At 49.8% G+C, this 26,575-nt stretch carries 28 protein-coding genes; 20 read left to right on the top strand and 8 right to left on the bottom strand.

Features of this window, described 5'->3' with window-relative positions; all coding sequences use genetic code 11:
- Window positions 1–22: 22 nt before the first annotated feature.
- Genes HF324_RS32670 through trmB form a run of 3 tightly spaced genes read right to left on the bottom strand, consistent with a single transcriptional unit; the run spans window position 23 to window position 1,269 of the window.
- Window positions 23–460, bottom strand: a complete 438-nt coding sequence (locus tag HF324_RS32670; protein WP_168808012.1) for an MGMT family protein — start codon at window positions 458–460, stop codon at window positions 23–25.
- Window positions 384–590, bottom strand: coding sequence for a C1orf53 family protein (locus HF324_RS32665; RefSeq protein WP_168808010.1), 207 nt, complete (start codon window positions 588–590; stop codon window positions 384–386). Before HF324_RS32665 ends, HF324_RS32670 begins: the two co-directional genes overlap by 77 nt.
- Entirely contained in the window at window positions 562–1,269 is a 708-nt protein-coding gene (gene trmB / locus HF324_RS32660; protein ID WP_168808008.1) for a tRNA (guanosine(46)-N7)-methyltransferase TrmB, read from the bottom strand. Before trmB ends, HF324_RS32665 begins: the two co-directional genes overlap by 29 nt.
- Window positions 1,270–1,879: 610 nt before the next feature.
- Here trmB and HF324_RS32655 point away from each other — a divergent pair.
- Both HF324_RS32655 and HF324_RS32650 read left to right on the top strand, forming a co-directional pair.
- A complete protein-coding gene (locus tag HF324_RS32655) occupies window positions 1,880–2,347 on the top strand; it encodes an Lrp/AsnC ligand binding domain-containing protein (protein ID WP_029465139.1) in 468 nt (155 codons plus the stop codon).
- A 66-nt stretch (window positions 2,348–2,413) separates the two neighbouring features.
- On the top strand, window positions 2,414–3,343 hold the full coding sequence (locus HF324_RS32650; protein ID WP_168861671.1) for a tryptophan 2,3-dioxygenase family protein: 930 nt from the start codon (window positions 2,414–2,416) through the stop codon (window positions 3,341–3,343).
- Between the two features lie 4 nt (window positions 3,344–3,347).
- Here HF324_RS32650 and HF324_RS32645 read toward each other — a convergent pair whose 3' ends face one another.
- Together HF324_RS32645 and HF324_RS32640 are read right to left on the bottom strand one after the other, a co-directional pair.
- Window positions 3,348–4,052 (bottom strand): alpha/beta fold hydrolase, encoded by a 705-nt coding sequence (locus tag HF324_RS32645; protein WP_168861670.1) that lies wholly within the window; start codon window positions 4,050–4,052, stop codon window positions 3,348–3,350.
- A 160-nt stretch (window positions 4,053–4,212) separates the two neighbouring features.
- The gene (locus HF324_RS32640; RefSeq protein ID WP_168808003.1) at window positions 4,213–4,965 is read right to left on the bottom strand and encodes an SDR family NAD(P)-dependent oxidoreductase; all 753 of its coding nucleotides are present in this window, start codon (window positions 4,963–4,965) and stop codon (window positions 4,213–4,215) included.
- A 139-nt stretch (window positions 4,966–5,104) separates the two neighbouring features.
- On the opposite strand from HF324_RS32640, the gene HF324_RS32635 reads away from it, so the two are divergent.
- From HF324_RS32635 to HF324_RS32600, 8 genes are all read left to right on the top strand, one after another.
- On the top strand, window positions 5,105–5,818 hold the full coding sequence (locus HF324_RS32635; protein ID WP_168861669.1) for a DUF4290 domain-containing protein: 714 nt from the start codon (window positions 5,105–5,107) through the stop codon (window positions 5,816–5,818).
- Window positions 5,815–7,125: a UDP-N-acetylglucosamine 1-carboxyvinyltransferase gene (murA, locus tag HF324_RS32630; RefSeq protein ID WP_168807999.1), complete on the top strand. Its 1,311-nt coding sequence runs from the start codon at window positions 5,815–5,817 to the stop codon at window positions 7,123–7,125. The genes HF324_RS32635 and murA overlap by 4 nt, the downstream gene beginning before the upstream one ends.
- Window positions 7,126–7,234: 109 nt before the next feature.
- Window positions 7,235–7,804, top strand: a complete 570-nt coding sequence (gene gmk, locus HF324_RS32625) for a guanylate kinase (protein ID WP_168807997.1) — start codon at window positions 7,235–7,237, stop codon at window positions 7,802–7,804.
- 42 nt (window positions 7,805–7,846) lie between these two features.
- The gene (locus HF324_RS32620; protein ID WP_168861668.1) at window positions 7,847–9,112 is read left to right on the top strand and encodes a hemolysin family protein; all 1,266 of its coding nucleotides are present in this window, start codon (window positions 7,847–7,849) and stop codon (window positions 9,110–9,112) included.
- A 579-nt stretch (window positions 9,113–9,691) separates the two neighbouring features.
- A complete protein-coding gene (gene tatC, locus HF324_RS32615) occupies window positions 9,692–10,549 on the top strand; it encodes a twin-arginine translocase subunit TatC (protein ID WP_168807994.1) in 858 nt (285 codons plus the stop codon).
- Between the two features lie 34 nt (window positions 10,550–10,583).
- Window positions 10,584–11,045 carry a ribose 5-phosphate isomerase B gene (gene rpiB, locus HF324_RS32610; protein WP_168807992.1) on the top strand — a complete coding sequence of 154 codons (462 nt, stop codon included), beginning with the start codon at window positions 10,584–10,586 and terminating at the stop codon, window positions 11,043–11,045.
- A 126-nt stretch (window positions 11,046–11,171) separates the two neighbouring features.
- Window positions 11,172–12,659, top strand: coding sequence for a M28 family peptidase (locus HF324_RS32605; RefSeq protein ID WP_168861667.1), 1,488 nt, complete (start codon window positions 11,172–11,174; stop codon window positions 12,657–12,659).
- 903 nt (window positions 12,660–13,562) lie between these two features.
- On the top strand, window positions 13,563–14,093 hold the full coding sequence (locus tag HF324_RS32600; protein WP_168807988.1) for an HdeD family acid-resistance protein: 531 nt from the start codon (window positions 13,563–13,565) through the stop codon (window positions 14,091–14,093).
- 101 nt (window positions 14,094–14,194) lie between these two features.
- Here HF324_RS32600 and HF324_RS32595 read toward each other — a convergent pair whose 3' ends face one another.
- On the bottom strand, window positions 14,195–14,395 hold the full coding sequence (locus tag HF324_RS32595; RefSeq protein ID WP_168861666.1) for a hypothetical protein: 201 nt from the start codon (window positions 14,393–14,395) through the stop codon (window positions 14,195–14,197).
- Here HF324_RS32595 and HF324_RS32590 point away from each other — a divergent pair.
- The 8 genes from HF324_RS32590 to HF324_RS32555 all read left to right on the top strand — a co-directional run bounded on the left by HF324_RS32590 (window position 14,385) and on the right by HF324_RS32555 (window position 22,181).
- On the top strand, window positions 14,385–14,885 hold the full coding sequence (locus HF324_RS32590) for an RNA polymerase sigma factor (RefSeq protein WP_078669945.1): 501 nt from the start codon (window positions 14,385–14,387) through the stop codon (window positions 14,883–14,885). The genes HF324_RS32595 and HF324_RS32590 overlap by 11 nt on opposite strands.
- Before the next feature lie 384 nt (window positions 14,886–15,269).
- A complete protein-coding gene (locus HF324_RS32585) occupies window positions 15,270–17,615 on the top strand; it encodes an ATP-dependent helicase (RefSeq protein ID WP_168807984.1) in 2,346 nt (781 codons plus the stop codon).
- Window positions 17,616–17,619: 4 nt separating this feature from the next.
- A complete protein-coding gene (locus HF324_RS32580) occupies window positions 17,620–18,078 on the top strand; it encodes a regulatory protein RecX (RefSeq protein ID WP_168807982.1) in 459 nt (152 codons plus the stop codon).
- A gap of 65 nt (window positions 18,079–18,143) precedes the next feature.
- Window positions 18,144–18,950 carry an amidohydrolase gene (locus HF324_RS32575; RefSeq protein WP_168861665.1) on the top strand — a complete coding sequence of 269 codons (807 nt, stop codon included), beginning with the start codon at window positions 18,144–18,146 and terminating at the stop codon, window positions 18,948–18,950.
- Window positions 18,951–18,962: 12 nt separating this feature from the next.
- Window positions 18,963–19,352: a VOC family protein gene (locus HF324_RS32570; RefSeq protein WP_168807978.1), complete on the top strand. Its 390-nt coding sequence runs from the start codon at window positions 18,963–18,965 to the stop codon at window positions 19,350–19,352.
- An 11-nt stretch (window positions 19,353–19,363) separates the two neighbouring features.
- Window positions 19,364–20,461: an N-acetylglucosamine-6-phosphate deacetylase gene (gene nagA, locus HF324_RS32565; protein WP_168807976.1), complete on the top strand. Its 1,098-nt coding sequence runs from the start codon at window positions 19,364–19,366 to the stop codon at window positions 20,459–20,461.
- Between the two features lie 41 nt (window positions 20,462–20,502).
- Complete coding sequence (locus HF324_RS32560) at window positions 20,503–20,676, top strand: hypothetical protein (protein ID WP_168861664.1); 174 nt, start codon at window positions 20,503–20,505, stop codon at window positions 20,674–20,676.
- On the top strand, window positions 20,673–22,181 hold the full coding sequence (locus HF324_RS32555) for an ArnT family glycosyltransferase (RefSeq protein ID WP_168861663.1): 1,509 nt from the start codon (window positions 20,673–20,675) through the stop codon (window positions 22,179–22,181). Before HF324_RS32560 ends, HF324_RS32555 begins: the two co-directional genes overlap by 4 nt.
- 198 nt (window positions 22,182–22,379) lie before the next feature.
- Here the strand turns inward: HF324_RS32555 and thiL are convergent, their stop codons facing one another.
- Window positions 22,380–23,411 carry a thiamine-phosphate kinase gene (gene thiL, locus HF324_RS32550; RefSeq protein WP_168807972.1) on the bottom strand — a complete coding sequence of 344 codons (1,032 nt, stop codon included), beginning with the start codon at window positions 23,409–23,411 and terminating at the stop codon, window positions 22,380–22,382.
- A 12-nt stretch (window positions 23,412–23,423) separates the two neighbouring features.
- Entirely contained in the window at window positions 23,424–24,194 is a 771-nt protein-coding gene (locus tag HF324_RS32545) for an inositol monophosphatase family protein (protein ID WP_168807970.1), read from the bottom strand.
- Window positions 24,195–24,360: 166 nt separating this feature from the next.
- On the opposite strand from HF324_RS32545, the gene HF324_RS32540 reads away from it, so the two are divergent.
- Both HF324_RS32540 and HF324_RS32535 read left to right on the top strand, forming a co-directional pair.
- Window positions 24,361–25,905, top strand: coding sequence for a GH3 family acyl-acid amido synthetase (locus tag HF324_RS32540; protein ID WP_168807968.1), 1,545 nt, complete (start codon window positions 24,361–24,363; stop codon window positions 25,903–25,905).
- A gap of 23 nt (window positions 25,906–25,928) precedes the next feature.
- Window positions 25,929–26,567, top strand: coding sequence for a LysE family translocator (locus HF324_RS32535; RefSeq protein WP_168807966.1), 639 nt, complete (start codon window positions 25,929–25,931; stop codon window positions 26,565–26,567).
- The last annotated feature ends 8 nt before the right edge of the window (window positions 26,568–26,575 follow it).

Below are 26,575 nucleotides of genomic sequence, written 5' to 3'. Positions count from 1 at the left end.
GGTGAATCAGGGGAATTAATGCTCAGGCTTTCTTGCTGACAGTTTTTTTGGCGGTGGCAGCTTTGGGTTTGCCAGGGTCCCAGAATACATTTTTGAAGTCGCTGACCTTGTCGTTTTTGATGGTCACCCCTTCCTGTTCCAGCAGTTCCTGCATGAGGGTAGGAGTGGCGAAGAACTGGCGGCCACTGAGTTCTCCGATGCGGTTGACCACGCGATGGGCGGGGACCGCCGGTTTGGCGCTGCCGGCGCCGTTCATGGCCCAGCCCACCATGCGGGGCGTTAGTTTAATACCGGCCGCTTCCGCAATGGCGCCATAGGTCGTTACCCGGCCTTTGGGGATTTTGCGGGCTATTTTATACACCACATCGAAGAAAGAGACGGGCTTAGGATCGTCCGTCTTTTTCTTCGTTGCGGCGTTTTTCGAGGAGGACGGACCTTTTGGGTTCGGGTACTTTTTCATATGAAAATGGACAATGTTTACAGCCGTTGCCACAGCAGTAGCCCCGGTCCAGGTGATATTTTTCGGTAAATACCATATAGCCCTCCGCGTTATAGTAAAAATCAATCTTCTCCACTAACGGTTGCTTCATCGGAAGGCAGTTTTATGCTGCGCCAGTTCAACGGTGTGTCGGGCAGGCGGAATTTCAGGTAGCGGATGGTACGGCCGTCGGCCAGGTGCATGCCTTCGTAGTAGGTCTGTATTTTCAGCAGGGCGGGTACTTCCGGCAGTGCGTACACATCCGGGATATCTTCCACGAGGGTGAGGCCGGCGGCGGCGATCACTTCCTGCGTAAAAGCATATAATTCCGGGGAATCGGTTTTCAGGTTGATGGTGGCGCCGGTGGCCAGCAGCGGCTGGTACAGCTGCAGGAAGCGCGGGTGGGTCAGTCTTTTGCGGGCTTTGGATTTGCGGAGAAAAGGGTCCGGAAAGGTGATCCAGATGTCTTTGATCTCCCCGGGCGCAAAATAATTGTCCAGCTTTTCGATCTGTGTACGGAGGAAAGCCACATTGGTGAGTGATTCGTCGAGGGCTGTTTTGGCGCCTCTCCAGATGCGGTTGCCTTTCAGGTCTACCCCGATGAAGTTCTGGTCTTTGAACAGGCGGCCCATTCCAAGGGTGTAGTCCCCTTTGCCACAAGCCAGTTCCAGGGTGACCGGATGGTTGTTTTTAAAGTATTCGTTCCATTTTCCCTGCATGCCTTCCGGGTATATCAATACATTGGGGAAGGTCTCAATTTCAGCAAAGCGTTGTAGTTTTTTCTGTCCCATTTGGCGCAAAAATACCACGATATTTTTTTATTTAGTTATTTGGTTATTGGGCTATTGGATTTACGGATTTAGGGATTTGCGGATTTTGAAGGTGGGAATTTTGTTTTTTTAAGTTTTTGATTTTTTGGGAGATTTTATTTGTTCCCCTGATTTTAGGGATTTAAGAAGGACTTGGTTGCATCATGAGTTTATTTGCTGATTGGTCCCCAAAATCAAAAAATCGTAAATCAAAAAATCCCTAAATGAAAAAAGCCCATGAACCATAGGCTCACGAGCTCTTTAAACCAATTTGGCTGTAGGAGGAGGAGTCGAACCTCCACGGGGCAGTTAGCCATAGCACAATTAAGATTAGTGGTCAACCCAGTTATGCTACGTTTATCCCGAATTCCCCACCCCCGAGACAAGGGGGCATGTCTGCCAGTTTCATCATCCCACAATTTTTATTATCATTACTGTCACGTTCTTTCCGGTGGCTTTTTTGTAATGATTATAATGCAAATCTAAAGACGCGGGCGATTCCTTGCAAATTTTTTAAGAAAAATTTTTGAATTTTCGATATTTTTTAAATATTTGCATATAACTTTAAAACATTCAAAAACAAATTGTAAAAATGAGCCACAATTTGAATATTGACAAACTCGATTTGCAGATTATCAGCGAGATGATGAATAATGCTGAGATCTCCTACGCCGATCTGGGGAAGAAACTGTTCGTTTCCGGCGGCACTATCCATGTGAGAATGAAGAAATTGCAAGAACTGGGTATAGTTAAAGGTACTAAATTACATGTAGATTTGAAAATGATCGGCTATGATGTAATTGCCTTTATCGGTATTTACCTCGAAAAAAGTTCCATGTATGATACTGTAGCCAAAGAACTGCGTAAAATCCCGGAAATGGTGCGCCTCAATTATACCACCGGCAGTTACAGCATGTTCGCCGAAATCATCTGCAAAGACATTACCCAGTTGCGCCGTATCCTCCACGATGAATTACAGAAAATAAAAGGTATCGAAAGAACTGAAACCCTCATCTCGCTCGAAGAAAGTTTTTACCGCACTATCAATGTGGTGGAATAATTAAAGCAGGCCGGACCCGGAAAATGCTGCAGTTGCTTTTTCAGCCGGAATGATTAATTTCCGCCAATGGTTACAACAGAAATTGCCGATAAAATAAAACGGCTGGAAGAGAAATACGCCGCCATGGGGCAGAACCTGTCTTCCTATCTTGACGGGCTGCTGTATGCGGACTATCTGACATACTGGGATTATATCCAACTGGATGTGTTGCTCAACCTGCAACATCCGCGCACGCCGATTCCGGATGAAAACATCTTCATCATTTATCACCAGATAACGGAATTGTATTTTAAACTGACGCTGCAGGCCATCGAACAGATCGGCTTCGCGCCGGAACGGACCGCTACTGTGTTTACGACACAGCTGAAACGGATCAATAACTATTTCCGCAACCTGATCCACTCGTTCGAGATCATGGTAGACGGAATGGACAAAGATCAGTTCCTGCAGTTCAGAATGGCGCTGCTGCCGGCCAGCGGCTTCCAGAGCGGACAGTTCAGGATGATCGAGATCTGCTCCACCCGCCTGGTCAACCTGGTGTATGAACCCCAGCGCCCGGCTATGGAGAACAGCGACCTGAAAACGGTGCTGGACAATATTTACTGGAGAAGCGGCGCTACCGAACTGGCTACCGGCAAGAAAACCCTTACCCTGCAACAGTTTGAAAAGAAATATATGGGCCCCTTCCTGCAACTGGCCACCCGGTACGAAAACTGTAACTTACAGGCGGCCTACCGGCAGCTGCCGGAGGCTGACAAGGCAATCGTCTTACCCCTGCTGAAGGAATATGACCTGAACATTAACGTAAGATGGCCCCTGATGCACTATAAATCAGCCGTCAGGTACCTGCATAAAAAACCGGAAGACATTGCCGCTACGGGGGGTACCAACTGGCAACAGTTCCTGCCTCCGAAAAACAAGCGCATTGTATTTTTCCCGGAACTGTGGACGGAAGAAGAACTCAATAACTGGGGCAAACTGGCGATGGGCGAATAACCCCTCAGTCTATTTTCTGTGTAGTAAATCTCTTGATAAAATATGCCAACAACGGTACATCTGCCTTTTCCAGCGGATGTGCCGTGTCCGGCAGCATAGTCATCTGCGCCTCTGGCAAAGCCCGGAACACCTCCACCGTTTCCGAGACGGACACCATGTTATCCCGGTCACCCATCAGTAACATACAGGGAGAAGCGATCTGCGCATAATCCTGTGCCTTCAGCAGCGACTGGTGCCCCAGGTCCTCGATCAGCTGCGCTGTCCGCGTTACCACTTCCTTCCAGTCGTTCGGGTTGTGCCGCTCCGCCAGCAATTGTGCAAAACCGGGTACTTTTTCCGCTATCAGCGCGGGATTCAGTTGCTTCACCTCTTTGCCTGCCGTCGCTTCGTTCCAGTTGTATTTGGTGCCCAGCGTCATCACCCTCCCGATTTTCTCCGGATAGTGCCGGGCCAGGTACATGGCCACATAACCGCCCATGCTGTACCCGAAGATATGCACGAAGTCAAGCTGGTGCTGGTCGAGATATTCCAGTACCTCCGCAGCAAACACCTGTATATTAAAGCCATTTTGGGAAAACGGCACACCGCCGTGACCACTGAAGTTGACCGTATGGATATCGTAGTAGGGTTCCAGTTGCGCTGCCAGCTGTTCGAACTGTTTTGCGCAGCCCAGGGCGCCGTGCAGCAGCAGTAGAGGGAATTTATGCATTTTGAAATTTTGATATTTAGAGATTTACCGGAGTTTTTGTCTTAACAGATTGCTATTTAAAGGAAAATCCCTTTAAAAACAAACGCTTTAAAACAAAAACGTTTAAAACAAAGGCCGGTCAAATAACTAAATATCAAAATGTCAAAATCCGAAAATCCAATCATCGAGCCAGGTATGCCCCGTCTACCGGGTAATAACCACCGGTTACGAAGGAAGAGAGGGGCGCGCTTAGCCATAATACAAGTTCCGCAACTTCCTCCGGCTTGCCTAACCGGCCTATGGGATGCAAACCTACCAGGCCCTGCATCTCCTGCTGGCTCAGATGTTTGGTTAATAGAGGTGTTTCAATGAATCCGGGCCCCACGGCGTTAACACGGATGCCTTTGGCAGAATACTCGATGGCCGCTGTTTTGGTAAGGCCTACCACCGCGTGTTTGGCCGCTACATAGGCGCAGGAGCCTGCAAATCCTGCCGTTCCGAGGATGGAAGCCATGTTGACGATGGCGCCGGCGCCGGCTTTTACCATCACGGGCAACTGGTAGCGCATCCCGTAGAATACGCCGTTGAGGTTGATACCGATCACTTTTTCCCATTCGGTCAGCTTGTAGCTCCCGGTGGGAGCGGATTCTCCGCCGATGCCCGCATTGTTGCAGGCAATGTCCAGTTTGCCGTATTCTTTGAGGGTGGCCGCTACCAGCTGCTCATTGTCCTCCGCTTTGCTCACGTCCGCCCTTACGAAAAAAGCTTTGCCGCCCGCGCGCTGTATGTCTTCCACCACGGCAAACCCGCCTTTGTCGTCTATATCGCTGACCACTACGCTGGCGCCGTTGCGCGCATAAAGTTCCGCTACGGCGCGGCCGATGCCTGAGCCGGCCCCTGTTACCAAAGCCACCTTGTCTTTCAGAAGTTCCATAACATTCGTTTTGGCTCTTTAACAAAGCTGTAGTGTTAAATGTTCCTCGTATTTTTTTGTTATTTTTGCAGGGATGTTGTCACTTTACTATCTTCACTTTAAGATGTTCCTACATCAATAATACTTTTAAATACTTATAATGGAATATAATACCACGCGTAATTACCTGATAATGAAGGAATATGGCCGGAATATCCAGAAAATGGTGGAGTTCCTGGGAACCATAGAGGACGATGAGGAACGCCAGCGCAATGCCATGGCGGTGATTGAATTAATGGGTACGCTGAATCCGCATCTGAGAAATGTGGAAGACTTCAGGCACAAACTATGGGACCATCTGTTCAATATATCCGGCTTCACCCTGAAAGTGGAATCACCATATCCGGTGCCTACCCAGGAAGCTTTGCGGGCAAAACCGGACCGTTTGCCTTATCCCAAAAAATATCCGCGTAACCGTCACTTCGGTAAAAACCTGGAGATGGTGATCGATAAAGCCCTGCATGAGGATAATACGGAGAAAAAGGAAGGGTTTACCCAGTGCATCGGCAACTACATGAAACTGGCTTATTCCAACTGGCATAAGGAGAGCGTACACGACGACGCTATCAAGGCGGAACTGGCGGCTATCACCAATGGCGGCCTGGAATACCAGACCGGCAACGCGGCAGCCCCGGCGCCGACGGCTACGTTTAACCTCGGTGGCAACACCAGCGGCGGTGGCGGCGGAGGAGATCATTTCCGTACCAACAAACGCAAAAACTTCCAGCAGAACAAACAGTTCAAAAGCAACAGCGGCGGAGGAAAAAATAATAACAAGCACAATAACAAATACAACAAAAACAGGAACAAGTGAGCAGTGCTTTTGAAGTAAGAGGTGGCAACCGTCTCAAAGGTGAAATTATACCGCAGGGAGCCAAAAACGAAGCTTTACAGATCATCAGTGCCGTGATGCTGACTTCAGAGAAAGTCACCATTCACAATATTCCCGATATAGTAGATGTCAACCTGCTGATAGAGCTGCTGGGTGATGCCGGCGTGAAAGTAAACCGTATCAGCCGCGACAAGTGCGAGTTTCAGGCAGATGATATCGACCTGGCCTATCTGCAGGGCGCCGATTTTAAAAAGAAGTCCGGCCGTCTGCGTGGCTCCGTAATGATTGCCGGTCCGCTGCTGGCAAGGTTCGGCAAAGCGCTGATCCCCAAACCGGGAGGCGACAAGATCGGCCGCCGCCGGCTCGACACGCACATCATCGGTTTTGAGAAACTGGGTGCGCGCTTCAACTATGAATCCGACGATAACTATTTTCGCCTCGAAGCCCCCGGTGGCCTGAAAGGCACTTATATGCTGCTGGATGAGCCCAGTGTGACCGGTACCGCCAACATCGTGATGGCTGCCGTACTGGCGCAGGGCACTACCACCATCTACAACGCTGCCTGCGAACCCTACCTCCAGCAGCTTTGTAAAATGCTCAACAGCATGGGCGCCCGTATCAGCGGCGTGGGTTCCAACCTGCTCACCATTGAAGGCGTTACCAGCCTGGGCGGCTGTCAGCATACCATGCTGCCGGACATGATCGAAATCGGGTCATTCATCGGCCTCGCCGCCATGACGCAGAGCGAGCTGACCATCAAAAACGCCGGCGTGGAAAGCCTGGGCATCATCCCGGAAAAATTCCGCTCCCTCGGCATTCAGCTGGAAATCAAAGGCAACGACATCTATATCCCTTCCCAGGAAACGTATGAAATACAGACCTTCCTGGACGGTTCTATCCTGACCATTGCTGACCACCCGTGGCCCGGCTTCACGCCCGACCTGCTCAGTATCGTGCTGGTAGTCGCCACACAGGCAAAAGGCAGCGTGATGATCCATCAGAAAATGTTCGAGAGCCGCCTGTTCTTCGTGGATAAGCTCATTGACATGGGCGCACAGATCGTACTGTGCGATCCGCACCGCGCCGTAGTAATAGGCCTGGGCCGCCAGCACCCGCTGCGTGGGATCACCATGTCTTCTCCGGATATCCGTGCCGGTGTGTCGCTCCTGATCGCCGCCCTCAGCGCAGAAGGCAAAAGCACTATCCAGAACATCGACCAGATTGACCGCGGTTACCAGTACATCGACGAACGGTTGAGAAACCTGGGAGCCGATATTAAACGCGTATAAAAACAAACGGTTAATATTACCTCAAAACCCAAACTCCGGGCAACCTTTTGCCGGATTTTGGGTTTTGCATTTGAAAGACACCGCCACATTTCGATTTTTGATTAGCATAATGGAAAAAAAGATCATCATTATTACCGCCCCCTCCGGAGCGGGTAAGACCACCATCGTAAAGAAACTGCTGGCCAGCATGCCTGTACTGGCCTTTTCCATATCTGCCGCCACCCGCACCGCCCGCGCCGGCGAGGTGAACGGCAAAGATTATTATTTCATGACCACCGAAGAATTTCACGCTAAAATCGATGAAAACGCCTTCGCTGAATATGAAATGGTATATGCGGGTAAATATTATGGCACCCTGAAAAGCGAACTGGAACGTATCTGGAACAATACACAGATACCCATGGTGGATATTGATGTGAAAGGCGCCCTTTCTATTAAAGAACACTACCACGATAAAGCCCTGACAATTTTTATTCAGCCGCCTTCCATCGATGCGCTGCGCGCCCGTCTCAGTGACAGAGGCACCGAAACACAGGCGTCTATCGACGAGCGGCTGGCCAAAGCACAGTATGAACTGTCGTTTGCCCATGAGTTTGACAGGATCGTTGTCAACGATGAACTGGAACGCGCCTACGAAGAAGTAAAAACGCTGGTACAGGATTTTTTAAATATAAAATAGCAGGGTGATCGTTGGTGTACCTAATTCATTATTTTTGTTAGGATGGACGGATACACAATTATAATTCTAGTTTCTCTCTTACTGCTGGCAGGCTTCTTTGCGGGCATCGAAGCTGCCTTTGCCAATGTGAATAAACTCAGCATTGAGCTCAAAAGAAAGCAGGGGAGAGCTACCGGCAAAATACTGGCCGGTTTTACCGAGCACCCCAGCCGTTTTCTGGCTACCAGCCTGGTAGGGCTGACCATTACGGTCGTGATCTACAGCATCCTGCTGGCAGGCTTCTTCCAGCCCGTGTGGGAAGCCAGCACCGCTGCGCCGGACAATGTGCCCATGCCGCTGGTGATCTTCCTGGAAATATTGCTGGCATCACTGGCCATGCTGTTTCTCGGATTTTTTATTCCAAGGGCTATCTTCCGCTCACGTCCCGAAGCATTGCTGAGCTTTTTTGCGTTGCCTATTTCTGTCGTGGCCAAACCACTGTACATCATTGGCAACCTGCTGGTGTCTATCTCTGAATGGATGCTGAAATATCTTTTCAACGTCCGTATCCTCGAAACACGGGAGTCCTTTACCCGCGTGGATGTAGAGCATTTCATCCGGCAGTCGCAGCAACATGTGGGCGAAAACCAGGAACTCAATACGGAACTGTTTGAAAACGCTCTCTCACTGGCGCATGTGAAAATCCGTGGCTGCCTTATCCCGCGCAAGGAAATTGAAGCGCTCGATATCAAAAGCCCGATCATCGATGCCCGCAAAAAATTCATGGAAACCAAACTCTCCAAGATCATTATCTATGATACCACCATCGATAATATTCTCGGATATATTCATCAGCTGGACATGTTCAAGAACCCGCAGGACATCGAAAGCATCATCCATCCGATACTGGCCGTACCGGAAACCATGAGCGCCATCGATCTGCTGAGCAAGTTCAACAAAGAACGCAAAAGCATTGCGTGGGTGGTGGATGAGTTTGGCGGGACCGCCGGTATTGTGACCATAGAAGACGTACTGGAAGAAATTTTCGGGGAAATCAAGGACGAACACGATGAAGAAGAATTCGTGGAAAAACAGATCGCCGAAAAAGAATACATTTTCTCTGGCCGGCTGGAGCTAGATTACTTAAACGAAAAATACAGCCTCGATTTTCCGGAAGATGAAAGCGAAACACTGTCCGGTTATATCATCAACCATCATGAAACCATTCCGAAGATCAAGGAACGGATTATTATCGGTGACTATGAGTTTGATATACTGAATGTTACGGATACACGTATCGAAATGGTAAAGATGAAAATCCTGGGCTAGAAGATTGTTTTTTGACCAGTGTTATACGATGTTTATATGATATAAAATTTTTTATAATATCTGTATTAACGGTACAATAACAATTTTGCTAAAACGTTTTCAAAAAAAGTAGTAGGAATTTAACACGGATTGTATACATTTGCTGTAGATGATGTAACACAATGATTTGATTTTTGTTAAAAGGTTGTAAAAAAAGTGTTCCAACATTGATAATAAAATAATTCTTGTTATTTTTGTATTACAAAATAAAAGCAACCAGTGATTCTTACTTATTCTGAACGCTTGCCATCAATTAGGTAAGTAGCTGAACTGGAAGCAAAAGACATTCTCGAATTCAACTTTTTTGGGGTTAACAAACAATGGATGAAAGGCCGGCTCTTGATTCTTCTCGGGCTGGCTCTTTTTTTTGTCCCTGCTCATCGCCTGCTATCTTCCGCAACATCATGCCGTTGCAGCACATCCTCTCTTAAAAGACTATTAAAACCTCCTACTTTATCGCCCATGCGCTGTAAATTGTAGTCTCCATCCGCTATATTTGTGCTCCTGTAGAAGAAACATTCAACTTCGACCGATCGTATCATGTTAAAGAAACTTTTTTCCAATAATGAGGACAAGGCAGAGATGTCGTTTTTTGATCACCTCGAAGATCTCCGCTGGCACCTCGTAAGATCAGCATTTGCGCTTGTGGCGTTCAGTATATTCGGGTTTGTGTATACCCAGGAAATTCTGGACAATGTGATTTTCGGGCCTACGAATGCGGATTTCCCTTCCTACATCGCCTTGTGTAAGCTGAGCCACTGGATTGGCATGGGCGACAAACTTTGTATTACACCGGTAAAGGTGACTTTCCTGAACTATAAGATGGTAGGCCAGATCATGCTGCAGTTCAAGCTGGCCTTTATGATCGGATTTGTATGCGCCTTCCCCTATATTTTCTGGGAGTTCTGGCGCTTCGTGAAACCGGCGCTGAAAGAGAAAGAGCTGAAAGGGGCCAGGGGCGCTATCTTCTGGGTGTCTTTCCAGTTTTTTCTGGGTATCGCTTTTGCCTACTTCCTGATGGCGCCTTTCACCATCAACTTCCTGGCGTCTTACACCGTGACGGACAAAGCGCTGAACCAGTTCTTTATGGACGATTATTTCGATCTGATGACCCAAATCGTCCTTGGTATGGGACTGTTGTTTGAATTGCCGATCCTGGTGTTTTTCCTGACCAAACTGGGCATTTTGACGCCGGACTTCCTGCGGGCCTACAGAAGGCACGCTATCGTGGTTATTCTGATCCTGGCGGCCGTTATTACCCCGCCCGACCTGATTGACCAGCTGATTGTATTCGCACCTTTATACTGTCTTTACGAAATCAGTATCTTCGTGTCCAAGAAAGCGCTCCGTGACAGAGAATCAGTAGAACGGAAACAGGAAGTGCAGGAATGGTCCTAAAAGTGGATGCTCATTAACCGTAAACACTCACGCTATGCAACAACATAACACCTTTGACACTGCTTTGCCTGTAGCCATCGGCTCAGACCATGCAGGATTTGAATACAAGGAGGAAGTGATTTCCTACCTGGAAGCGAAAGGGCTGTCCGTTAAAGATTTTGGTACGCATTCCAAAGATTCGGTAGACTACCCGGATTACGCACATCCGGTGTCCACAGCTGTGGAAAGAGGACTGGCTGCCTTTGGTATCCTGATCTGCGGCAGCGCCAACGGGGTGGCTATCACGGCCAACAAGCACCAGGGTATCCGCGCTGCCATCTGCTGGGGCGAAGAGCTGTCCAGGCTGGCGCGTTCCCACAACAACGCGAATGTATTGTGCATCCCTGCCCGTTTTGTGGATGTTGCCGTAGCCAATCAAATGGTGGACGTGTTCATCGATACGCCGTTTGAAGGCGGCCGTCACCAGAACCGTGTCAGCAAAATGGCCTGCCTGTAATGGTTTTTGACCACTCCCCACAAAGGATGGTCTGTACCTTTTCATATTATTTGTAACTTAAAGAGCCGGATGAAAATCCGGCTCTTTTTTTATAGGCCGGCATCCGGCGTCATCAAAAAACAGTTCATGAGATTGTTAGTCACGGCAGTATGTGTCTTTTCGCTGTCCACCGCATTTGCACAAGGGAAATCCCCGCTGATATTCGACCAACCCAACGCCCTGCGCTACGGCGCTACCATTACACCTGCATCCGCAAAGGCGCAGCTGGCGGTGATCGCCGGAGAAGAGATGGAGGGCCGGGAAACCGGCACACGCGGGCAGGAGAGGGCTGCTGCCTACATCATATCCCAATTTAAGGAGGCCGGGCTGCAACCCGGGGCCAACGGGCAATGGGAGCAACATTACCCCTTGTACCGCGACAGCCTGGAAACAGGTACCATCACCACAGATGGCCGTACCTTCCATTTCGGAACAGATTTCTACGCCAATGTACAGGAAACGCTCAACAGCACGGTGGAAGCAGCAGTAGTCTTTGCCGGCTATGGCATCGTCACCCCCGGTCGCAACGACTACCAGGGACTCGATGTGAAAGGTAAGATCGTGATGGTCCGTGAAGGCGTGCCTGCCGGCGTGCCGCGCGAAAAAGCCAGCCCCGCAGAGAAGGCTGCCATTGCCGCTTTCAGAGGGGCTGCCGCGGTACTGGTGGTAAGCAGAAGCGCTAACCGCTTCCGGCTGCTGGACCAGGAATATCTCCGCAAAACAGACATCTATAAATTCCGCGATACCAGCAGCAGGCCGGGCGTTTACTATATTACGCCGGCTATGGCGGGCGTAATGATGGGGCGGGACAGCGCGCAGGCGGAACGGGGCTTGTTGCCCGTAACGTCGCCGCAACCGGTGCAGATCCGTTTTGCCAAAAAAGACCTTACCCTCTGGCCGTCCAATGTGCTGGGGTATCTTGAGGGCACAGACAAAAAAGACGAAGTGGTATTCATCACCGCACACTACGATCACCTCGGTATTGTAGATGGCAACATCAACTACGGCGCAGATGACGATGGCTCCGGCACCACCGCTGTGATAGAAATGGCGAAAGCCTTCGGAAAAGCCGCCCGCGAGGGCCGCAGGCCGCGCAGAAGCATCGTGTTCATGACGGTGTCCGGCGAAGAGAAAGGTCTGCTGGGATCTGCCTATTATACCGCCAACCCGGTGTATCCCCTGGCCAAAACGGTGGTGGACCTGAACATTGACATGATTGGCCGTATTGATCCGGAGCACGAGCACGATCCCAATTACATCTACATTATCGGCGACGATAAAATCAGCAGCGAACTGCGCCCGCTCAGCGAAAGCGTCAACAAGGCATATACCCGTTTCACGCTGGATTATAAGTTCAATGATCCGAACGATCCGCACCAGTTTTATTCCCGTTCCGATCACTATAACTTCGCCCGGCACGGTATTCCGGTAATCTTTTATTTCAATGGCACCCATGCAGATTATCACCAGCCGACGGATACGGTGGAAAAAATCAACTATGGGCTGCTGGCCAGAAGGGCACAGCTGGTGTTTTACACTGCATGGCAGATAGCGATGACAGACACAAAACTATAACTGTGATGGCTTTGATTATTACTGATTCTTCTGATTTGGGAAGAAGGGAGAGGGTAGGATAGAAGAAACATTACAGTATTTACCGCCTTTATGGATGATCGGTCTGACAGGTCGTCCGTGAAGGCGGTTTGTTTTTTACACCATTATTTTGAAAGTAAAGTATACGGTCTTAAACCTCCGGGATTTGGAGTTGTCATATAACCGGTTTAGTGATTTATCCGGGCTGCTTCATTCTTTTATTTTGGGTGCCATCAGCAAAAGGTAGTCATCCTGCCTATGACGGGAGAGATCGTTCATTTTCGCTGTGGTATTGACGTTCCATACTGCTCAGGTATCCGCTTTTTATTTTCCTGGATCGGGTAAATCTGCAGGAATCATGAACATTGCACTTTTTTTTGTTTTTTTTAACAAAATTTTATAAATTGTGTATAGAGTCCTAGCTTAAAATAATAGATATATATATCATATATCTTATGTGAATTTGAAGTTGAATGTAAGTGATGTCATTTGAGTGTGAATGGACGATTTTATATACGAGAGTCAGGTAAAACCCTTTAAACTTTTCGACAAACCTGTTGTTGTTCAAGTCGGTATTTATAGTAATCAGGCGGTGTATAAGCTTGTCTTTTTATTGAAATCGGAAACTTAGACCCCGCTATTTGGTAACATTATAAAATTACCATCATGAAAGCACCTGCCACCTTTCCTTTGATGACCCATTGTACCCGCAGGATGTATGCATTAGTCCCGGGCCGATGTTGTCATGGAATTCCATAGGGGGCATCATTATCGTTTTATAATTAATCCTGCATGAAAACTCAAGATATACCTGGTTGTTTATAATGATTGTGTACCCTATTCACCTGGCTGGAGCGCCTGTTGTGAAATTATAAAACGAAATGCATGCGGAACTTTTATAGTGCCTATTGGTGGATTTTTTTGCTCAGGGGAATATTTGCGTTGGTTTTGGGTGTGCTGGCTATCGTTTGGCCGGGGGCTACTTTCACCACTTTGATTGTCTTTTTGGGAGCTTATCTCTTTATTGCCGGCTCTTTTGCGATGGTGGGCGCTATTGCCGCCCGCAAAACGGCTGAGAACTGGGGGCTTTTTTTGCTGTCTGGTTTAGCTGGAATTATATTAGGGATCCTTACATTGTACAATCCTTTTGCTACCGGCGCCGCACTGATATTCCTGGTAGGGTTCTGGGCGATGCTGGCCGGTATTTTCGAAATCATTATTGCGATCAGGTTAAGAACATTGATAACCGGTGAAGGTTGGTATATCGCAGGCGGATTGCTGTCTATACTTTTTGGCATTCTGCTTTTATCTAATCCTGAAAACGCTGCTATTACGCTGACCTGGTTGTTTGGCTTTTATGCGGTGATGTCGGGAGTCATGTTGATATTATTATCGTTCCGGTTACGGAAAAAATAAAACTGAAACGGAAACCCTTGTTGTTGTTCAACTAAATTATCCCCATATGCAAGCTTATTTTCTAACTAAAACGCTTATACGATGCTGATCAAAACACCTGGTTAGTGGCACCTGTTGCTGCGTCTGCCGCCGGTGTTGATACCGCCGCGGCTCCCGACGCCCGCAGGTGCCGGCAGTACGCCGGTCCGGAGTACCGGCGGCCACCATTGCTGCCCCACGCACACGCTCGCTCCCTGGCCCTGGAAGGGGTTAGCATGCTGCAGCCTATTTTGAAACTTAAAGTTAACCGTTATGTCATCCACCGAATTCAATAATTTGTTACTGGGAAATGCTGATTTCCTGCGGCCGTATGCTGTTACGCTGACAAAAGACTCTGAATCCGCCAAGGACCTCTACCAGGAAACCTTGTTCAGGGCGCTGTCCAACCGTGATAAATACCTCGCCGGCACTAATATCCGTGCATGGTTATATACCATCATGCGGAATATTTTTATCAACAACTACCGCAGGGGAAACCGTCAGTATAAATTGCTGGACAACGCAGTAGGCGATTACCTGTTGAGCCACCAGCCTTCTGCTATCGGCAATTTCGCTGAATCCGACCTCCGCGTGAAAGACGTGCAGATGGCCGTGTATAACCTGCCGGTTATCTTTAAACAGCCTTTTCTGCTCTATTTCGAGGGCTATAAATACTATGAGATCGCCGCTATCCTTAATGAACCATTGGGAACAGTGAAAAGCCGCATCCACTTTGCGCGGAAAATGTTGAAAACCAGGATAACCAGACACTAAATATTATTATTCCCAATAAGGCTTTGGGAAACCGAAAGCCCGGCAAACAGGACAAAATACCGGAAGCCGCTGTTCTATGATTTACCCGATAGCAGGCTGAGATGTGTTAAGATACGCCTGCCACCCGCGCTGCAGAACCCTCCTGCAGCTCAGATAGCCAGTATCTGTTGTACTGCCTTTGCGGGCTTCGGTTCAGTCCGTAGCCCGGAAAACCGATATACCTGACGGCCCTTGTTTTTTATCACCGGAAAAAATATCCGCCATCGCCCCTTCAGCCTGCTGGCCCATCCCGCCGGTTAAAGTCATGCGCGTGCTCAAAGACGACCGCAAAATCAAAAGAATCACAGTTTCATTTCGTACTTTTACACCCTCAAAAAAGTCGTGATGAAGGCAAATTATTTAGACGAGCTTAACGAAAGACAGCGGGAAGCAGTTACACATATCAATGGCCCCCTGATGATCGTTGCAGGCGCGGGTTCAGGAAAAACAAAAGTTCTGACCACGCGTATTGCACACCTGATGCGGAACGGGGTAGACGCGTTTAATATTCTGTCGCTCACGTTTACCAACAAAGCGGCGCGCGAAATGAAAGAACGTGTGGAAAAAATCCTGGGAGGCAGCGAAGCCCGCAACCTCTATATCGGTACCTTCCACTCCGTATTTGCCCGCCTTCTCCGTGCAGAAGCACACCGGCTGGGCTACCCCAACGATTTTACCATCTATGATGCAGATGATGCCAAAAGCGTTGTGAAAACTATCGTGAACGAGCTTAACCTCGACGATAAGCACTATAAACCGAACTTCGTATACAACCGGATCTCCGCGGCTAAAAACAGCCTGATGGGGCCGGAAGAATACCAGCTCGATCACCTCGTACAACAGGAAGACATGCGGGCCAACAGGCCCCTGATCGGGAAGATCTACGATATGTACGCCAAACGCTGCTTTAAAAACGGCGCCATGGACTTCGACGATCTCCTCTTCAAAATGTACGTGCTGCTGAAAAGCTTCCCGGAAGTACTGCACAAATACCAGCATAAGTTTAAATATATCATGATCGATGAGTACCAGGATACCAACCCGGCTCAGTACGAGATCATTAAACTGCTGGGCGCTGTCAACGAAAATATATGCGTGGTGGGAGACGACGCCCAGAGCATCTACTCCTTCCGCGGTGCCACCATTCAAAACATCCTCCAGTTCGAAAAAGACTACGATGACGTAAGAGTAGTAAAACTGGAACAGAACTACCGCAGTACTAAATCCATCCTGAGCGTGGCCAATGAAGTTATTGCCCACAACAAAGGACAGATCGAGAAAAACCTGTGGACAGACAATAACGAAGGCGATACCATCAAACTGGTACGCACCATGACCGATAACGAAGAAGGCAAATTCGTAGCGGACACCATTGCAGAACAAAAGCTGCGCAACCACTACGATAACCGCGACTTCGTGATCCTCTACCGTACCAACGCCCAGAGCCGTTCCTTCGAGGAAAGCCTGCGCCGGAAAGGGATCCCCTACCGTATCTTCGGCGGCCTGTCGTTCTACCAGCGGAAGGAAATCAAGGATTTCGTGGCCTACCTCCGCGTCACCATGAACACCCGCGACGAAGAAGCCCTGAAAAGGATCATCAACTACCCGGTACGCGGCATCGGTAAAACCACCATGGAAAAAACCATTGTCCTTGCCAACGACCACAACATTACCATGTGGGAAGTGCTGGAGAGAGCCAGGGAGTTCGGTTTCAAAGGTGGCACCCTTGAAGCCATCGAAGCTTTTGTAGTGATGATCAAAAGTTTTCAGGCCTTGCTGACCACCCACAACGCTTATGATGTGGCCGTGGTAGTAGGTAAATCCACCAATATCGTAAAAGAGCTGTTCAACGACAAAACCACAGAAGGTCTCGCCCGTTACGAAAACGTGCAGGAATTGCTCAACTCCATCAAGGAATTCACCGAAACGCCGGATGAAGAAGGCGAACTGCTGGATAAGAGCATGGGCTCTTACCTGCAGCAGATCACCCTGCTCACTGACGCCGACCAGGGCAGTGATGAGGACAGCAACGTGGTAAAACTGATGACCATTCACGCCGCCAAAGGACTGGAGTTCCCCGTGGTATTCACTGTGGGCCTCGAAGAAACCCTGTTCCCCAGCGGTATGTCTATCAATACCCGGGAGGAACTGGAAGAGGAAAGACGCCTGTTCTATGTGGCCATTACCCGGGCCAAAGCAAGACTGTGGCTTACACATGCCAACAGCCGGTATCGCTTTGGCAACCTGGTACAGAATGAGCCCAGCCGTTTCCTCGAAGAAATGCCGGAGAAGTTCATCGACCGCAGTTATGCCGGTGGCGGAAGCGTTCGCAACGCTTTCGGCGGTGGCAGCACCTCCGGATGGGGCGGAGGCAGCAATATGGGCAATATGTTTGACCGGATGCAGAAAAAAACGCCCGGACAAACCGCTTCCCAGCCGTCTTCTTCTCCCAAACCGGCGCCACGTCCCGTGTCAGCAGCCACTACCCATGTGCCTACCCCCGGGTTTACCCCGGACGACCCCGCAGGCATGGAGCCCGGTATGCAGGTGGAACACCAGAAATTCGGCTTCGGCACCATTATGGGCATGGAGGGCGCTCCCAACAACAGGATCGCTACCGTGGTATTCCCCAAAGGTGGCGGCGAAAAGAAAATTATGCTTAACTACGCCAAGCTGAGGATCGTCAGATAGCTGCATGGAAAAAGAACTGGAGATGCTGCGCCGCTACTGCGCTTACCAGGAGCGGTGCCATCAGGAAGTGAAATATAAAAGCCTGGAACTGGGATTACGCGGAGAAGCAGTAGATGCGGCCATTGCGGAACTGATAGCCGACAATTTCCTGAATGAGGAAAGATACGCCAAAGCCTTTGCCGGTGGCAAATTCAGGATCAAACAATGGGGCCGCAACAAAATCAAAGCGGAGCTGAAACAGAAGCAGGTGTCTGATTACTGCATCCGTAAAGGGCTGGCGGAGATCGACGAAGACGACTATTACGCCACGCTGCGGAAGCTGGCCGATAAGAAATGGCAGTCGCTCAACAGGGAAACTGCGCTCAAACGGCGGTATAAAACCATGCAACACCTGATGCAGCGCGGCTTTGAAAGTTCCCTGGTCCAGGAAGCGCTTGAAGAAATTGCAAATAATGACGCCTGAACAAGGGATAATTTGAAAAGTTTCTAATCCATCAGGCAGTACTTTTGTAGTCACAATACCCGATAATGGCAGATTTAAAAGTTACACTGATACAATCCCAGCTTTACTGGGAAGATATTGCGGCAAACCTGCAGATGTTTGACGAGAAAATCGATCGCATAGGTGAGCGGACAGAAGTGGTGTTTCTCCCCGAAATGTTCAGCACCGGCTTCAGCATGCAGCCGGAGAAACTGGCGGAAACCATGGACGGAAGCGCTGTGCAATGGATGAAGAAAAAGGCTGCCGAAAAAAATATCATCCTCACCGGCAGCCTGATCATCGAAGAAAACGGGCATTACCTGAACCGCCTCGTCTGGATGCTGCCCAACGGCACCTATGGCACTTACGATAAACGCCACCTGTTTGGTTATGCCGGCGAACATGAGCATTACCAGCCGGGCGACAAACGGCTGATCGCACAGGTGAAAGGCTGGAAAATCAATCTGAATATCTGTTACGATATGCGTTTCCCGGTATGGGCACGCAATACCATCCAGCCGGACGGCAATCCTGCCTACGACGTATTGGTATATGTGGCCAACTGGCCGGAACGCCGCAGCACCGCATGGACTACGCTGCTGCAGGCCCGCGCCATTGAAAACCAGTGTTACGCCATCGGCGTCAACAGGGTGGGCAATGACGGCAATAACATCTACCATAGCGGGGAAACCAGCCTGATAGACCCTATGGGCGAAATTATCTACCGCAAGTCACATGATGAAGATACCTTTACGTATACCCTTCAGCGTGACCGGGTGGATGAAGTGAGGAAAAACATCCCTTTCCTGAAAGATGCCGACAACTTCACTATTCTCAGTAACGAACTCGTTTAATCTCTGTTATAGATGCATCTGCAGGCCGTGCACCATATCGCTGTTATTTGCGCTGACTATCACCGTAGTAAAGCCTTTTACACCGATGTGCTGGGCCTGCAGGTCATCCGGGAGGTATACCGCGAAGAACGCGACTCCTGGAAGCTGGACCTGGCGCTGGGCGACCAGTATGTGATAGAACTTTTTTCCTTCCCCGATCCGCCGCCACGGGCCAGCCGCCCGGAAGCCTGCGGCCTCCGTCACCTGGCCTTTGCCGTGAAAGATATCGCGGCTGCCGTACAGGAGCTGCACCAAAAAGGCGTATCCCCGGAACCCATTCGTACAGACCCATACACCGGCAAGCGTTTCACTTTTTTTACTGACCCTGATGGCCTACCTTTAGAGCTGTACGAACAATCCTAATACTTCCGGCCATGTCCGTTATTTATACAAACGCCCTGATATTCACCGGCGACAGGATACTCAGTGACCATGCAGTAGTGACGGACCATCACATTATCACAGGCATTGTACCTGCTTCCGAATATAAAGACCATCCCAACGTGATAGACCTGCAAGGCGGGTTTATGGCGCCGGCCTTTGTGGATTTGCAGGTATATGGCGGCAATGGCAGCGTATTTTTCCTGCATCCTTCTGTGGAAAGCCTCCGCGCTGTTTATGAAGCCGGTAAGGCCGGCGGGGCAGCGCATATCATGCCTACGCTGGCCACGGTGGCGCCGGAGAAAGTATTGCTGGCCATACAAGCCGTGAGAGACTACTGGCAGGAAGGCGGCCGGGGCGTGCTGGGACTGCATCTCGAAGGGCCGTTTATCAACCCGGTGAAAAAAGGCGCTCACCTGGAAAGGTATATCCATCCCCTTACCCGCGAAGATGTGGACTGGATACTGTATCACGGCAAAGGCGTGGTGAAGATGATCACGCTGGCGCCGGAATGCTGCGATCCTGCGCTGGTGAAGGCGTTCCAGGAGGCGGGGATCACCATTTTTGCCGGCCACAGCAACGCCACCTATGCCGAGGCCACAGCCGCTTTTGAAAACGGTATCCACCATGTCACGCATCTGTTTAATGCCATGTCCCCGTTGGAAAGCCGGGCGCCCGGCCTGGTAGGCGCAGTATATAATCAGTCGAAGGTATTTGCCAGTATCGTGGCCGACGGGGTGCACGTAGATTTCGCCAATGTGAGCATCAGCCATAAAATAATGGACGGCCGCCTTTTTCTGATCTCCGATGCGGCAGCAGAAAACCCGGAAGGAGACTATGTATATATTCAGCAGGACGACCGCTACGTCAATGCAGCCGGTGTACTGGCCGGTTCCCGGCTTACCATGCTGCAGGCCGTGCACAACTGCGTAGAGAAAGCAGGCATCCCCTTGCACACCGCGCTGCAGATGGCATCTCTTTGTCCGGCGCGGGCTTTACGCCTCGATTCGAGGCTGGGACGCATCGAAACCGGCTATGAAGCGGCATTTATCGTGCTGCGCGACCACTGGGATATGACAGTTTACTGCTAATACTACTATCTTCGCAGGATAAATCATCATTTCATTAGCGCATGGATGCCATAATCCGTTTTTTTACAAGACGCCAGTACAAGAACCTGTTCCTGCTGACCTGGGTGGTCCTGGGCCTGCTGCAGGCCTGTTTTTCTGAACTGTGGGACGATGAAGCCTACTACTGGGTGTATTCCAGGCATATGGACTGGGGATATTTTGATCATCCCCCATGATCGCCCTGTTGATAAAAATGGGCTACGGCATTTTTCACAACGAACTGGGCGTACGGTTGTTTATTGTGCTGTTCAACACCGCCACCCTGTGGCTGACCGCCCGTTTGATCGCTTCCAAAGACAATATCCTGTTTTATCTGATCATGGGCTCCATGGGCGCCATGCAGATAGGCGGTATGCTGGCTGTTCCGGACCTGCCGCTGATATTCTTTGCCGCCGTGTACTTCTGGGCGTACCGTTATTTCCTGGCCGGCCAGAACTGGCGTAATACGCTGCTGCTAGGCGTTGCCATGGCTTTAATGTTCTACAGCAAATACCACGGGGTATTGCTGGTGTTCTTTACGGTATTGTCCAATATGAACCTGCTGCGGGTGGGTAAGTTCTGGGCCGCCTGTATTATCACCACCATCCTGTTTTTCCCGCATATCTACTGGCAGTACACACATGGCTTCCCTTCCCTGCAATATCACCTGGTAGAACGTAACGCATCGTCTTACGATATCACCTATACGCTGGACTACCTGGCGGGACAGCTGTTGCTGTTTGGCCCGCTGATGGGCTGGCTGCTGCTGTATTATGCTTTCCGTTGCCCTATCCAGAACACTTTTGAGCGGGGGCTGAAATTCAGCCTGATAGGAGTGCTCGTGTTTTTTGCCATCAGCACTTTTAAAGGAAGGGTGGAGGCCAACTGGACCGTGATGGTATTTACGCCGGTGGTGATACTGGCCCACCAGGCGATTGTTCGCAGAGGCTGGTCCCGTAAGCCGCTGTTATATACGTTGCCCGTATCCCTGTTGCTGGTGCTGGCGACGAGGGTATACATGATATGGGATTTTATGCCGGGAGTGGAAATAAGGCCGGAGATCCATCACAACAAAGAATGGACATCCGCGCTGGCCACCCGTGCCGAAGGGCGTCCGGTGGTGTTTACGAACAGTTACCAGCTGCCCTCCAAGTATATGTTCTATACCGGTAACCTGTCTTACAGCCTTAACAGCCGTTATTCCCGGCGCAGCCAGTATAATTTCTGGGACACGGAAACGCAGCTGTGGGGTAAACCGGCCATGGTCGTATTTGAGCCGGGGGCTGATATGCCGGTTACCGATAGCATCAAAACCATCCGGGGTACCTGGGACCTCAACATACAACCGGCTTATTATTCTTATTCGCTGGTGCAGATGAAAGCCGGACTGCAACACATCAAAGCCCGTCCGCGTGAACAGGTGAACGTGCTGCTGCAGCCGAACAACGGTTATAAAAGGCCGCTGCCGATAGACCGCGAGCACCCGCCCATGCTGGGTTATGGCTTCTCTACCAAAGAGGAAGCATTACCTCCGGTCAAATCGGAGCTCACGCTGGAGCGAGCCATGCTGCGCAGGGTGGTGACCATGCCGGTGGTGATGCCGGATAAACCAGGGGAGTACCTGCTGAAATTCTGTGTGTTTGCCGGTGATCTGATCCCTACGCATAACAGCCAGGGGATAAAGGTGATCGTGGAGAAATAATCACGCAAAGGCGTCACGCAAAGGCGCAAAGCAGCAAAGAGCGCAAAGATTTTTTTAAGATTAAATAAGAAAGCAAAGGAGCGGAGATCAAATTTGATCTCCGCTCCTTTGCTTTCTCTGCTCGCTTATATTTTATTCTTTGCGCTCTTTGCTGCTTTGCGCCTTTGCGTGACGCCTTTGCGTGACGCCTTTGCATGATTACTGTTTAAACGCGTTCCAGCCCTGGGCTACCAGTTTGAATTTGTTGCCGCCCTTGGTATGGATATGTGCGCCTTCGGCGATGTCTGTCATATAGCCGATAACGCTGATTTGCTCATTGAGCACGATCTTATCGTAGTCCTGTTGTTTCATGGTGAACAGCAGTTCATAGTCTTCTCCGCCGCTGAGTGCGCAGGCAGTAGGATCGAGGCTGAATTTGAGGGCCATTTCCTTGCTTTCCTGTGCAATGGGTATTTTCTCTTCATACAATACCACGCCAAGGTTGCTTTGTTTGGCGATGTGGAGTATTTCGGAGCTGAGGCCGTCGCTCACGTCCATCATGGCGGTGGGCACTATTTCCTGTTCCTGCAGGAACTCGATGATATCTTTACGGGCTTCGGGTTTCAGCTGGCGGCCGATGATATAGGTTTGATCTTCCAGATCGGGTTTTACCTCGGGATTTTCGAGGAATATTTTCTTTTCCCTTTCGAGGAGGGTGAGGCCAAGGTAAGCCGCGCCCAGGTCGCCGGTAACGCAGAGCAGATCGCCTTTCTGGGCGGTGGATCTTTTCACGAACTGGTCGGGGGTAACTTCGCCGATGGCGGTTACGCTGATGATAAATCCTTTCTGGGAATTGCTGGTATCACCACCTATAAGGTCTACACCGTATTTTTCACAGGCGGCGTAAACGCCTTCATAGAACTCGGTGAGGGCTTCGAGGGATACTTTGTTGGAGAAGGCGATGCTCACGGTGATTTGCGTGGGCGTGGCGTTCATGGCGTAGATGTCGGAGAGGTTTACTACCACCGATTTGTAGCCGAGGTGTTTCAGCGGCGTATACATCAGGTCGAAGTGAATGCCTTCTACCAGCATATCCGTGCTGATCACGGTTTGTTTGCCGAAGTGATCGATGACGGCGGCATCGTCGCCTACACCGAGTACGGTGCTGGCGTTTTGTATTTCAATATTCCTGGTGAGGTAGTCGATCAGACCAAATTCGCCCAGGTCTTTTATTTCTGTTCTTTCTTCCATGTTGTCCAATACTTATTTACCGTTAATGAGGTTCCTCAGTTCACTATGGATATGGCCGTTGGTGGCCAGGATATCGTTTTGATAAGGGGAGTATTTATCGCCGGAGAAGTCGGTCACTTTACCGCCCGCTTCTTCTACCATCAGGTATCCGGCGGCGCTGTCCCAGGCCTGGAGGTGGTGTTCCCAGAAACCGTCGAAGCGGCCGCAGGCAACCCAGCAGAGGTCTATCGCTGCGGAGCCGAGGCGGCGTACGGGGATGCCCTGCTGGATAACGCTGGTCAGCACCTGTAGGGGATTACGGTCACTTTCTTCCCATTTGTAAGGGAAGCCGGTCACCAGGCAGGAGGTGGCCACGCTGGCTTTGGCAGAAACATGGATGGGTTTGTCGTTCAGGGTGGCGCCCTTACCTTTTTCAGCAACGAACAGCTCGTTCATAAAAGGATTGTATACCGCGCCCAGCACCATTTCTCCTTCTTTTTCCACGCCTATGGAGACGCAGCAGATAGGGATGCCGTTGGCAAAGTTAACCGTGCCGTCTATGGGGTCGATGATCCATTTATAGGCAGAATCCGTTTCCATGGCGCCCACTTCCTCGCTGAGAATGAAATGGTCAGGATAAGTATCACGGATTACCTCGATAATTACCGCTTCAGATTTTTTATCCGCTTCCGTTACCAGATCGTTGACAGTGCTTTTGCTGCTCACTTCGAAAACCCCGTTAAAATATTGTTGGAGTATTTTTCCGCCGGCTTCAGTAGCTTTGAGTAAAGTAGATTTTAGCATGCCGCAAAGGTAAAAACGAATTATCAATTGCCGGTTGCCAATTTTATCGCTTTATTAGTAAAAAATACATGTGTTAATAGTTAACTTGCAATCTATAACTGGTAATTCGCGTTTATATTCATTATTCAACTTATTTTTGCAGTTCAATTAAAGAGAGGGAAAGTTAATGGCCATCATAGGTAATCTGATTTCCAGGTCACTACGTATCAGGAAGAAGTTCACGTTTAAGTTAGGTACACCTCGCCAATACCAGCTGCAGGTGCTGCACCGTCTGCTGGAGAAGGCCAAGGATACTGAGTTTGGCCGGCACTACGATTTCCAGGACATTTTGGACAGTCCGAATTTCATCGGTCAGTACCGGGAGAAAATACCTGTGCACAATTACAGTAAGATGCACAAGGAGTGGTGGTATCGTTGCCTGGAAGGGGAAGCCAACGTTAGCTGGCCGGAGAAGATCAAGTATTTTGCGCTGAGCTCCGGTACTTCTGAATCAGCGAGCAAGCATATTCCTGTTACCAAAGCCATGCTGCGGACGGTGAAGAAGGTGGGCGTGAAGCAGCTGTATTCCATGGTGAACTTCAACGTTCCGCCCAAGTCTTTTACAAAAGGAATCCTGATGCTGGGAGGCACTACCTCCCTGTTCGAAAAAGGCGACTATTACGAGGGAGACATGAGCGGCATCCAGGCCAAAAACATCCCGCGTTGGTTCCGCCGTTTTTATAAGCCCGGGGGCAGCATTTCCCGCAAGCCTAACTGGGAGCAGCGTATCAAGCTGATTGTCCGTAAAGCGCCCAGCTGGGACGTAGGGACCGTATGCGGTGTGCCTGCCTGGGTACAAATTGTATTTGAAGAGATCATCAAATACCACGGCGTAAAAAATATTCACGAAATATGGCCTAACCTGGCTATCTATATCCACGGCGGGGTATCTTTCGAACCTTACCGCGAGAGCTTCCAGAAGTTACTGGGTAAGCCGATCAACTTCATTGAAACCTACATGGCCTCCGAAGGTTCTTTCGGTTTCCAGGCACGCCCGGGCGTAAGAGGCATCAAACTGGTGCTCAATGCCGGTATCTTCTACGAATTCATTCCTTTCAATGAAGAGAACTTCGACGCAGACGGAGAAGTAAAGCCTAACCCCAGGTCTTACATGATCAATGAGGTGGTGGAAGACGTGGAGTATGCGGTGATGTTGTCTACCTGTGCGGGCGCATGGCGCTACCTGATCGGTGACGTGGTGAAATTTACTTCCGTGAAGGAACATGAAATCGTGATCGTAGGCCGTACCAAGCAGTTTCTCAGCCTTGCCGGCGAGCATATGAGTGTCGACAATATGAACAAGGCCATCGATACGGTGCAGAAAAAGATGGGTATCACCATCCGCGAATTTACCGTAGCGGGTTTCCCTTACGAGAACCTGTTCGCCCACCGCTGGTATATCGGTACCGATCAACCGGTGGCGGACGTGGCTAAGATCCGTGAAATCATTGACCAGACGCTGGCCGAAGTGAATGATGACTATGCGGTGGAAAGAACTTCCGCTTTGAAAGAAGTGTTTGTAGAAGTGTTGCCTAATGAAGTATTTATCGATTACCTGCGTTGCAAAGGCAAGGAGGGCGCGATGAATAAATTCCCGCGGGTCATGAAAGGTGAGAAACTGAAAGACTGGGAGAAATTCCTGGCAGGTAAGACAGTGAAGCACCAGGCATAACCCGTGACCCCGAATATATACACATGATAACATCAATTGTAGCTGGATTAGGACTGGGATTATTTCTGTCGTTATCGGTGGGGCCTGTAATTTTCGCCATCATCAAGTACAGTATCAATAATGGCTTCAAGGCGGGCATCAGCTTTGCGCTGGGCGTGTCTATGAGCGATATTTTCTTTGTATTGACCGGTAACCTGGCCACCTCCTTTATCACCGGGCTGGAAGAATACAAACGCTCTATCGGTGTGGTAGGCGGCTTCCTCCTGATTGGTATGGGTATTTACGGGCTGTTCTTCAAAAAAGTGAAAATCAGTACCGGAGACGAAAGACCGGAAATGTTCCGCACGCATGACTACCTGAAGATATGGCTGGCCGGCTTCCTTATGAATACGCTGAACCCCGGGGTCATTATCTTCTGGCTGGGTGTATGCGTGGCCAACGCCGCCACTTCTGTGGGCCATCGCTTTGTGATGTACGCGGTCTGTCTCACCCTGGTGCTCTCCGCGGATATCCTTAAAGTCTTTATCTCCGACAAAATCCGTCATAAACTTACCCTCACCAATGTTGAATGGCTTAACCGCGTAGCGGGCGTGAGTATGATTATCTTCGGCGTGGTGCTGTTGTACAAGGTGATGTTTGAGCTGGGATCACTCGGCCATTGATAGAATTA

Origin of the sequence: Chitinophaga oryzae (genome assembly GCF_012516375.2) — a bacterium.
GTDB classification, from domain to species: Bacteria; Bacteroidota; Bacteroidia; order Chitinophagales; family Chitinophagaceae; genus Chitinophaga; species Chitinophaga oryzae.
The sequence above is the reverse complement of the archived record's forward strand: the minus strand, read 5'-3'. Positions and strand labels throughout refer to the sequence as shown.

Excerpts from the sequence above, each read along its gene's own strand:
- rpiB (WP_168807992.1), top strand. The coding sequence starts at position 10,584 with ATGCAACAACATAACACCTTTGACACTGCTTTGCCTGTAGCCATCGGC.
- HF324_RS32605 (WP_168861667.1), top strand. The coding sequence starts at position 11,172 with ATGAGATTGTTAGTCACGGCAGTATGTGTCTTTTCGCTGTCCACCGCA.
- HF324_RS32580 (WP_168807982.1), top strand. The coding sequence starts at position 17,620 with ATGGAAAAAGAACTGGAGATGCTGCGCCGCTACTGCGCTTACCAGGAG.
- HF324_RS32640 (WP_168808003.1), bottom strand. The coding sequence starts at position 4,965 with ATGGAACTTCTGAAAGACAAGGTGGCTTTGGTAACAGGGGCCGGCTCA.
- HF324_RS32540 (WP_168807968.1), top strand. The coding sequence starts at position 24,361 with ATGGCCATCATAGGTAATCTGATTTCCAGGTCACTACGTATCAGGAAG.
- HF324_RS32585 (WP_168807984.1), top strand. The coding sequence starts at position 15,270 with ATGAAGGCAAATTATTTAGACGAGCTTAACGAAAGACAGCGGGAAGCA.
- HF324_RS32590 (WP_078669945.1), top strand. The coding sequence starts at position 14,385 with ATGTCATCCACCGAATTCAATAATTTGTTACTGGGAAATGCTGATTTC.
- HF324_RS32560 (WP_168861664.1), top strand. The coding sequence starts at position 20,503 with ATGGATGCCATAATCCGTTTTTTTACAAGACGCCAGTACAAGAACCTG.
- HF324_RS32535 (WP_168807966.1), top strand. The coding sequence starts at position 25,929 with ATGATAACATCAATTGTAGCTGGATTAGGACTGGGATTATTTCTGTCG.
- HF324_RS32650 (WP_168861671.1), top strand. The coding sequence starts at position 2,414 with ATGGTTACAACAGAAATTGCCGATAAAATAAAACGGCTGGAAGAGAAA.
- HF324_RS32545 (WP_168807970.1), bottom strand. The coding sequence starts at position 24,194 with ATGCTAAAATCTACTTTACTCAAAGCTACTGAAGCCGGCGGAAAAATA.
- tatC (WP_168807994.1), top strand. The coding sequence starts at position 9,692 with ATGTTAAAGAAACTTTTTTCCAATAATGAGGACAAGGCAGAGATGTCG.
- HF324_RS32555 (WP_168861663.1), top strand. The coding sequence starts at position 20,673 with ATGATCGCCCTGTTGATAAAAATGGGCTACGGCATTTTTCACAACGAA.
- HF324_RS32575 (WP_168861665.1), top strand. The coding sequence starts at position 18,144 with ATGGCAGATTTAAAAGTTACACTGATACAATCCCAGCTTTACTGGGAA.
- trmB (WP_168808008.1), bottom strand. The coding sequence starts at position 1,269 with ATGGGACAGAAAAAACTACAACGCTTTGCTGAAATTGAGACCTTCCCC.
- HF324_RS32665 (WP_168808010.1), bottom strand. The coding sequence starts at position 590 with ATGAAGCAACCGTTAGTGGAGAAGATTGATTTTTACTATAACGCGGAG.
- HF324_RS32570 (WP_168807978.1), top strand. The coding sequence starts at position 18,963 with ATGCATCTGCAGGCCGTGCACCATATCGCTGTTATTTGCGCTGACTAT.
- nagA (WP_168807976.1), top strand. The coding sequence starts at position 19,364 with ATGTCCGTTATTTATACAAACGCCCTGATATTCACCGGCGACAGGATA.
- thiL (WP_168807972.1), bottom strand. The coding sequence starts at position 23,411 with ATGGAAGAAAGAACAGAAATAAAAGACCTGGGCGAATTTGGTCTGATC.
- HF324_RS32635 (WP_168861669.1), top strand. The coding sequence starts at position 5,105 with ATGGAATATAATACCACGCGTAATTACCTGATAATGAAGGAATATGGC.
- HF324_RS32620 (WP_168861668.1), top strand. The coding sequence starts at position 7,847 with ATGGACGGATACACAATTATAATTCTAGTTTCTCTCTTACTGCTGGCA.
- HF324_RS32655 (WP_029465139.1), top strand. The coding sequence starts at position 1,880 with ATGAGCCACAATTTGAATATTGACAAACTCGATTTGCAGATTATCAGC.
- HF324_RS32645 (WP_168861670.1), bottom strand. The coding sequence starts at position 4,052 with ATGCATAAATTCCCTCTACTGCTGCTGCACGGCGCCCTGGGCTGCGCA.
- HF324_RS32670 (WP_168808012.1), bottom strand. The coding sequence starts at position 460 with ATGAAAAAGTACCCGAACCCAAAAGGTCCGTCCTCCTCGAAAAACGCC.
- gmk (WP_168807997.1), top strand. The coding sequence starts at position 7,235 with ATGGAAAAAAAGATCATCATTATTACCGCCCCCTCCGGAGCGGGTAAG.
- HF324_RS32600 (WP_168807988.1), top strand. The coding sequence starts at position 13,563 with ATGCGGAACTTTTATAGTGCCTATTGGTGGATTTTTTTGCTCAGGGGA.